Genomic DNA, 2,062 nt, shown 5'->3' on the forward strand with positions numbered 1-2,062 from the left:
AAACTGGCGACGAAGACCAAGGGCGCGACCTTCACCAACCTGGGTCTCTACACCGCAACCGACTGGTCGAAGGCCTCGGCCGCGGCGCGCAAGAGTTTTTCGGAATCCGCCCGCGAGCTCGAAGCCGAGCACGAGGACGCGCTGCGCATCGTCCACGGCAAACAGGCCAGCGAGTACATGCCCAACACCGGCCACGACAAGGGCAGCGCCGCCGTGGCGATCATGCGGCGCGTGGGCTTCAACCTCAAGAGCGACCTGGCCATCTACATCGGCGACGATACCACCAACGAAGACGCCTTCGCCGCCGTCGCGGACCTGGGCGTCGGCCTTCGCGTGGGCCGTCCGGCACCGACTTCCAACGCGAGTTATTCGATCAAGAATATCGAGGAAGTCTGGAGCCTGCTCGAGCGCATCATCGAGGTGCGCAACGAGAAGCTCATCGAGGGCCTCGCCCCCTCGGCGCGAATGTTCTGAGTCGCAACTCGAATACCAACCCGTTGCATGGGCTTGGCTTGCCAAACCCATTTTGCAATAGCATGGGCCGAACATCCCACGCGATACGGATCACACCAATCCCTGTGGCGCTCTTGCCCCGCACCAAATAAAGTGAGTGCAGAGATTCACCGCTGGAGCACCATGGCCGACCGGGAAAAAATCCGCGCGGAATTGCATCGCCTGCTGGGCGAGTGGTTTGCTGGGGGCGTCACTGCCGAGGCGCCGGAAAATCGCTATCCGCTGGGCGTGCCCACTTATGGCGCGGAGGAAGTGACCGCCGCGCTCGATGTGCTGCTGAGCGACCGGCTCACCATGGGGCCAAAGGTCGAGGCCTTCGAGCGCGCCTTCGCCGCGCGCGTTGGCGCAAAACAAGCGGTGATGGTCAATTCGGGATCGTCGGCGAATCTGCTGGCCTTCTCGGTGCTCTCTTCTTCGCTGCTCGAACGCCCGCTCCAGCGCGGCGATGAAGTCATTGTCCCGGCGCTCACCTGGCCCACGACCATCTCACCGCTCACGCTGCTCGGGCTCGTCCCCGTCTTTGTCGACGTCGATCCGGTGACGCTGTGCCTCGATCCCGCGTGCGTGAAGGCCGCGATTACCGAAAAGACCCGCGCCATTTTGCCGATCCACGTGCTCGGCAATGCCGCGCGTGTGGACGCGCTGCAGGAAATTGCGAAAGCGCACGAGTTGCTGCTCATCGAGGATTGCTGCGAGGCCCTCGGGACGGAGCTCGGCGGCAAGGTCGCCGGCACCTTCGGCGATGTGGGCACCTACAGTTTCTTCTATTCCCACCACCTCAACACTATCGAGGGCGGAATGCTGGTGACCGGCTCCGACGAGATCGCCGACCTGGCGCGCGTGATGCGCACCTATGGATGGGCGCGGCCGTCGACTAGCTACGACGCACTGGCCGCGCGCAACCCGGAGATCGACGCGCGTTTTCTGTTCATGGCGGTGGGTTTCAATTTCCGCCCGACGGAAATCCAGGCGGCGTTTGGATTCGAACAGCTCGCCAAGCTCGACGCCTTCAACGATGCGCGTCGTCGCAACGCCACGCTCTGGAGCGAGCGGCTTGCGAAGTATCCCAAGCTCATCGAGCTTACCCGCCCGTCAGAGGGCTGCCTGCATACGTGGTTCTACTATCCGTTCCTCGTGGCCGAGGGCGCGCCCTTTACGCGCGAGCAGCTCTCGGAGCATCTGGAATCCAGAGGCATCGAAACGCGCACGATTCTCACCGGCAACTTCGTAAAACAACCGGCGGCCGAGCAGCTCCACTACCGCGTAGTCGGCGAGCTTCCCAATACCGAGTCGGTCATGCGCCGGGGCATCATGTTCGGCAACAGCGGCGGCCTGAGTGAGGAGCGCGCCGGCCAGATGGCCGACATCGTCTGCGAGTTCCTGGACCGGCAGGACTGAGCCGCCGCCATGAATCCAAAATTCGACAACTTCGTCGAGGCGGTGCTCAAGATCCTGCGCCGCGCGGGGCCCGAGTATCTGCGCCTTTCGCTGGCGGCGATTCTGGTGGGAGTCTCGCTCACCCTCTACATTTATCTGAGCGTCGTGCCCG

Annotated in this window: 2 protein-coding genes; both read left to right on the forward strand. The window is 63.4% G+C overall.

Features of this window, described 5'->3' with window-relative positions:
* Window positions 1-474, forward strand: a 474-nt coding sequence (locus tag KDH09_18000) for a hypothetical protein (protein MCB0221597.1), incomplete at its 5' end; no start/stop codon positions are given.
* A 132-nt stretch (window positions 475-606) separates the two neighbouring features.
* Complete coding sequence (locus tag KDH09_18005; protein ID MCB0221598.1) at window positions 607-1,911, forward strand: DegT/DnrJ/EryC1/StrS family aminotransferase; 1,305 nt, start codon at window positions 607-609, stop codon at window positions 1,909-1,911.
* Window positions 1,912-2,062 lie beyond the last annotated feature (151 nt).

Source organism: Chrysiogenia bacterium (assembly GCA_020434085.1).
Classification (GTDB): domain Bacteria; phylum JAGRBM01; class JAGRBM01; order JAGRBM01; family JAGRBM01; genus JAGRBM01.